This is a genomic window from Microbacterium sp. NPDC090281, assembly GCF_044769635.1.
In the GTDB taxonomy this organism is placed as follows: Bacteria; Actinomycetota; Actinomycetes; order Actinomycetales; family Microbacteriaceae; genus Microbacterium.
Map to the genome: position 1 here is coordinate 2950412 of NZ_JBIVYH010000001.1, position 6745 is coordinate 2957156.

Below are 6745 nucleotides of genomic sequence, written 5' to 3' on the forward strand. Positions count from 1 at the left end.
GAGGTGACGGGCGACGTGTTCGGCGTTCTCCTTGCTCAGAGTCTTGAGCTCGTTGCGAGCCGCGCCGTTGAGGTCGCGCGCGGTGACCTCATCAGGGATCTGCGGTTCGTCGAACCGCGGACGCTCGTTCGCCGCCTGGGCCGGACGCTCCCGGCCTGCTCCCCCGCGCTGCGGGTAGGAACGAGCCTGTCCACGGTCGCCACCTTCACGGCGGGGAGCCGAGTCACGGTTGTACCCGCCACCCTCACGGCGCGGGGCAGCACCGTCACGGCGCGGGGCAGCACCGTCACGGCTATAGCCACCGCCCTCACGGCGGGGAGCAGAGTCACGGTTGTAGCCGCCACCCTCGCGGCGCGGAGCGGCACCATCACGGTTGTAGCCGCCACCCTCGCGGCGGGGAGCAGAGTCACGGTTGTAGCCGCCGCCACCTTCACGGCGCGGGGCGGCACCATCACGGTTGTACCCACCACCCTCACGGCGGGGAGCTGCACCATCACGGTTGTAGCCGCCACCCTCGCGGCGGGGAGCAGAGTCACGGTTGTAGCCGCCACCACCTTCACGGCGCGGGGCGGCACCATCACGGTTGTACCCACCACCCTCACGGCGGGGAGCGGCACCATCACGGTTGTACCCACCACCCTCACGGCGGGGAGCTGCACCATCACGGTTGTAGCCACCACCTTCACGGCGGGGAGCAGAGTCACGGTTGTAGCCGCCACCCTCGCGGCGCGGGGCGGCACCGTCACGGTTGTAGCCACCACCTTCGCGGCGGGGGGCGGCACCGTCACGGTTGTAGCCACCACCTTCACGGCGCGGAGCCGAGTCACGGTTGTAGCCACCACCCTCGCGGCCCGGGGCGGCACCGTCACGGTTGTAGCCACCACCTTCACGGCGGGGAGCAGAGTCACGGTTGTAGCCACCGCCCTCGCGGCGCGGGGCGGCGCCGTCACGGTTGTAGCCACCACCTTCACGGCGCGGAGCCGAGTCACGGTTGTACCCACCGCCTTCACGGCGCGGAGCCGAGTCGCGGTTGTACCCGCCGCCCTCACGGCGGGGGGCAGAGCCAGAGGCATCACGGTTGCGTTCAGGGCGGCCGCCGGAAGGGCGGCTCCCGCGTGATCCACTGTCGTCGTTGCGACGCGGACGGCGCTCTTCCTCTTCCGGCATGATGCTCCCTATTCTCTTCGTGTAGAACGCAAAATGGCCACCCAACGATGGGTGGCCATTTTGACTAAAAGGAGTCCGGCGGTGTCCTACTCTCCCACAGGGTCCCCCCTGCAGTACCATCGGCGCTGTGAGGCTTAGCTTCCGGGTTCGGAATGTAACCGGGCGTTTCCCTCACGCTATGGCCGCCGAAACACTATTGATGTTTCAATCAAACACATAACAAAGTCATTGTTGTTATGCGGTTCTCGACCGTACATCGAGAACCACTCAGTGGACGCGTAGCACCAACAAACGGTGTGTTATCAAGTCATCGGCTTATTAGTACCAGTCAGCTGCATGCATTACTGCACTTACACATCTGGCCTATCAACCCAGTAGTCTGGCTGGGAGCCTCTCACCCGAAGGTATGGAAATCTCATCTTGAGGCCGGCTTCCCGCTTAGATGCTTTCAGCGGTTATCCATCCCGAACGTAGCTAATCAGCGGTGCTCCTGGCGGAACAACTGACACACCAGAGGTTCGTCCAACCCGGTCCTCTCGTACTAGGGTCAGATCCTCTCAAATTTCCTACGCGCGCAGCGGATAGGGACCGAACTGTCTCACGACGTTCTAAACCCAGCTCGCGTACCGCTTTAATGGGCGAACAGCCCAACCCTTGGGACCTACTCCAGCCCCAGGATGCGACGAGCCGACATCGAGGTGCCAAACCATGCCGTCGATATGGACTCTTGGGCAAGATCAGCCTGTTATCCCCGAGGTACCTTTTATCCGTTGAGCGACAGCGCTTCCACAAGCCACTGCCGGATCACTAGTCCCGACTTTCGTCCCTGCTCGACCTGTCAGTCTCACAGTCAAGCTCCCTTGTGCACTTACACTCGACACCTGATTGCCAACCAGGTTGAGGGAACCTTTGGGCGCCTCCGTTACTTTTTGGGAGGCAACCGCCCCAGTTAAACTACCCACCATGCACTGTCCCTGAACCGGATTACGGTTCGAAGTTAGATATCCAGAGTGACCAGAGTGGTATTTCAACAATGACTCCACACGAACTAGCGTCCATGCTTCAAAGTCTCCCACCTATCCTACACAAGCCACACCGAACACCAATACAAAGCTATAGTAAAGGTCACGGGGTCTTTCCGTCCTGCTGCGCGTAACGAGCATCTTTACTCGTAATGCAATTTCGCCGAGTTCGCGGTTGAGACAGTTGGGAAGTCGTTACGCCATTCGTGCAGGTCGGAACTTACCCGACAAGGAATTTCGCTACCTTAGGATGGTTATAGTTACCACCGCCGTTTACTGGGGCTTAAATTCTCAGCTTCGCCTTACGGCTAACCGGTCCTCTTAACCTTCCAGCACCGGGCAGGCGTCAGTCCGTATACATCGTCTTGCGACTTGGCACGGACCTGTGTTTTTAGTAAACAGTCGCTACCCACTAGTCTCTGCGGCCTCCAAACGCTTTCGGGAGTAAATCCCTATACGCCGAAGGCCCCCCTTCTCCCGAAGTTACGGGGGCATTTTGCCGAGTTCCTTAACCACGATTCTCTCGATCTCCTTGGTATTCTCTACCTGACCACCTGAGTCGGTTTGGGGTACGGGCGGCTTGAACCTCGCGTCGATGCTTTTCTTGGCAGCATAGGATCACCCACTTTTTATCCGCATCGTGTCTCAGCCTATGTGAATCGCGGATTTGCCTACGACTCGGCCTACGCACTTGCACCAGGACAACCATCGCCTGGCTTGGGCTACCTTCCTGCGTCACACCTGTTAATACGCTAACCGCACCAGCATGGGGTCGTGCGCTAGGCCCAGAGCGTCACCCCGAAGGGATCAGTCACTAGGATTCAGACACTTAGCACTACTGGATTAGCTTGGGCGGTTCTTCGCCGGTACGGGAATATCAACCCGTTGTCCATCGACTACGCCTGTCGGCCTCGCCTTAGGTCCCGACTTACCCAGGGAAGATTAGCTTGACCCTGGAACCCTTGGTCTTTCGGAGGACGTGTTTCTCACACGTCATTCGCTACTCATGCCTGCATTCTCACTCGTGTAGCCTCCACGGCTGGTTTACACCGCCGCTTCGCTGGCCACACGACGCTCTCCTACCCATCAACACGGCTGGACCACGAAGGCCTACCAATAATGTCAATGCCACAACTTCGGTGGCGTGCTTGAGCCCCGTTACATTGTCGGCGCGGAATCACTTGACCAGTGAGCTATTACGCACTCTTTCAAGGGTGGCTGCTTCTAAGCCAACCTCCTGGTTGTCAAGGCAACTCCACATCCTTTCCCACTTAGCACGCGCTTTGGGACCTTAGTTGGTGGTCTGGGTTGTTTCCCTCTCGACTATGAAGCTTATCCCCCACAGTCTCACTGCTGCGCTCTCACTTACCGGCATTCGGAGTTTGGCTGACGTCAGTAACCTTGTAGGGCCCATCGGCCATCCAGTAGCTCTACCTCCGGCAAGAAACACGCAACGCTGCACCTAAATGCATTTCGGAGAGAACCAGCTATCACGAAGTTTGATTGGCCTTTCACCCCTATCCACAGCTCATCCCCTCAGTTTTCAACCTAAGTGGGTTCGGTCCTCCACGACGTCTTACCGTCGCTTCAACCTGGCCATGGATAGATCACTTCGCTTCGGGTCTAGGACATGCGACTGAATCGCCCTATTCAGACTCGCTTTCGCTACGGCTACCCCTCAACGGGTTAACCTCGCCACATATCGCTAACTCGCAGGCTCATTCTTCAAAAGGCACGCTGTCACCCCTACTAAGGAGGCTCCAACGGTTTGTAAGCAAACGGTTTCAGGTACTATTTCACTCCCCTCCCGGGGTACTTTTCACCTTTCCCTCACGGTACTTGTCCGCTATCGGTCATCTGGGAGTATTTAGGCTTATCAGGTGGTCCTGACAGATTCACACGGGATTTCACGGGCCCCGTGCTACTTGGGATACTCTTCGCGCCAAGAGAGGCATTTCGACTACGGGGTTGTCACCCTCTATGACCGGCCTTTCAAGACCGTTCGTCTATACCTTCTTGTAACGCCGCCATCTCGGCAGAGATGACTGAAAAGTCCCACAACCCCCAACGTGCAACGCCTGCCGGCTATCACACACGCTAGGTTTAGCCTGTTCCGGTTTCGCTCGCCACTACTAACGGAATCGCGGTTGCTTTCTCTTCCTGTGGGTACTGAGATGTTTCACTTCCCCACGTTCCCTCTACCCGCCCTATATATTCAGGCGGGAGTCACTAGGTCGGCACGCCGCCCAGCGGGGTTTCCCCATTCGGACACCCTCGGATCAAAACTTGCTTATCAGTTCCCCGAGGCTTATCGCAGATTGCTACGTCCTTCTTCGGCTCCAGATGCCAAGGCATTCACCGTTTGCTCTTAAAGACTTGATAAATCACATGAGTTTGAATCAGAATCGACACCAGACCCCGAAAGGTCCGGCATGAAATTGACTAATGATCTTTAAGATCATCTTGTGCAACTGACCGAAGTCAGCTGCAAGATGCTCGCGTCCACTGTGTAGTTCTCAAAGTACGGGCGGTGCCCCCATCCACAACCCCACAAACGGGGGAAACAGAAAGAGGCCCAGAGTAACCGACTGTGCACTCGACCCAAAGGCCAGTGCGCATCCGGTCCCTCAGGACCCAACAGCGTGCAGGTGCAACATCCGAAACCCTCCCCGTTCCAACCACCGAAGCGGTGTACTAGGAAAGACTCTCATCGATCGCACCATGTCAAATGTTCCACCCATGAGCTCCCAGCGAAGAACGTATGCCTTCGATCTGGGTTCTGGACACTCGAAAGTGTCAGATGCTCCTTAGAAAGGAGGTGATCCAGCCGCACCTTCCGGTACGGCTACCTTGTTACGACTTAGTCCTAATTACCAATCCCACCTTCGACGGCTCCCTCCAAAAGGTTAGGCCACCGGCTTCAGGTGTTACCGACTTTCATGACTTGACGGGCGGTGTGTACAAGACCCGGGAACGTATTCACCGCAGCGTTGCTGATCTGCGATTACTAGCGACTCCGACTTCATGAGGTCGAGTTGCAGACCTCAATCCGAACTGGGACCGGCTTTTTGGGATTCGCTCCACCTCGCGGTATTGCAGCCCTTTGTACCGGCCATTGTAGCATGCGTGAAGCCCAAGACATAAGGGGCATGATGATTTGACGTCATCCCCACCTTCCTCCGAGTTGACCCCGGCAGTATCCCATGAGTTCCCACCATTACGTGCTGGCAACATAGAACGAGGGTTGCGCTCGTTGCGGGACTTAACCCAACATCTCACGACACGAGCTGACGACAACCATGCACCACCTGTTTACGAGTGTCCAAAGAGTTGACCATTTCTGGCCCGTTCTCGTATATGTCAAGCCTTGGTAAGGTTCTTCGCGTTGCATCGAATTAATCCGCATGCTCCGCCGCTTGTGCGGGTCCCCGTCAATTCCTTTGAGTTTTAGCCTTGCGGCCGTACTCCCCAGGCGGGGAACTTAATGCGTTAGCTGCGTCACGGAATCCGTGGAATGGACCCCACAACTAGTTCCCAACGTTTACGGGGTGGACTACCAGGGTATCTAAGCCTGTTTGCTCCCCACCCTTTCGCTCCTCAGCGTCAGTTACGGCCCAGAGATCTGCCTTCGCCATCGGTGTTCCTCCTGATATCTGCGCATTCCACCGCTACACCAGGAATTCCAATCTCCCCTACCGCACTCTAGTCTGCCCGTACCCACTGCAGGCCGGAGGTTGAGCCTCCGGATTTCACAGCAGACGCGACAAACCGCCTACGAGCTCTTTACGCCCAATAATTCCGGATAACGCTTGCGCCCTACGTATTACCGCGGCTGCTGGCACGTAGTTAGCCGGCGCTTTTTCTGCAGGTACCGTCACTTTCGCTTCTTCCCTGCTAAAAGAGGTTTACAACCCGAAGGCCGTCGTCCCTCACGCGGCGTTGCTGCATCAGGCTTGCGCCCATTGTGCAATATTCCCCACTGCTGCCTCCCGTAGGAGTCTGGGCCGTGTCTCAGTCCCAGTGTGGCCGGTCACCCTCTCAGGCCGGCTACCCGTCGACGCCTTGGTGAGCCATTACCTCACCAACAAGCTGATAGGCCGCGAGCCCATCCCCAACCGAAATTCTTTCCAGACGCAGACCATGCGGTCACGTCACATATCCAGTATTAGACGCCGTTTCCAGCGCTTATCCCAGAGTCAGGGGCAGGTTGCTCACGTGTTACTCACCCGTTCGCCACTGATCCACCCAGCAAGCTGGGCTTCACCGTTCGACTTGCATGTGTTAAGCACGCCGCCAGCGTTCATCCTGAGCCAGGATCAAACTCTCCGTAAAAAAGAAATGCATACGACACCGGGAAAACGGTGACGCAGCGAGTTTGATGCTGACCAAAGAGACAAATTCATTGCTGACTTCATCCGTTGCCAACCCCCAGAAGAGGTTGGTCTTTGATCCAAAGGAATTCTCAACTAGCCGAAGCTAGACGAGGATAATTTGGCATTTGACAAGTGCACGCTGTTGAGTTCTCAAGGATCGGATGCTCCCACGACCCAGCCATC

At 57.2% G+C, this 6745-nt stretch carries 1 protein-coding gene and 3 rRNA genes; 1 reads left to right on the forward strand and 3 read right to left on the reverse strand.

Annotated elements, in window-relative coordinates:
- The first annotated feature begins 3 nt into the window (after positions 1 to 3).
- The gene (locus ACIQTX_RS14195; RefSeq protein WP_402972923.1) at positions 4 to 1119 is read left to right on the forward strand and encodes a hypothetical protein; all 1116 of its coding nucleotides are present in this window, start codon (positions 4 to 6) and stop codon (positions 1117 to 1119) included.
- 121 nt (positions 1120 to 1240) lie between these two features.
- Here ACIQTX_RS14195 and rrf read toward each other — a convergent pair.
- The 3 genes from rrf to ACIQTX_RS14210 all read right to left on the reverse strand — a co-directional run bounded on the left by rrf (position 1241) and on the right by ACIQTX_RS14210 (position 6521).
- Positions 1241 to 1357 (reverse strand): 5S ribosomal RNA (rrf, locus tag ACIQTX_RS14200).
- A gap of 108 nt (positions 1358 to 1465) precedes the next feature.
- Positions 1466 to 4571: ribosomal RNA gene (locus tag ACIQTX_RS14205) — 23S ribosomal RNA — on the reverse strand.
- Between the two features lie 429 nt (positions 4572 to 5000).
- Positions 5001 to 6521: ribosomal RNA gene (locus ACIQTX_RS14210) — 16S ribosomal RNA — on the reverse strand.
- The 16S, 23S and 5S rRNA genes sit together here, the layout of an rRNA operon.
- Positions 6522 to 6745: the final 224 nt, after the last annotated feature.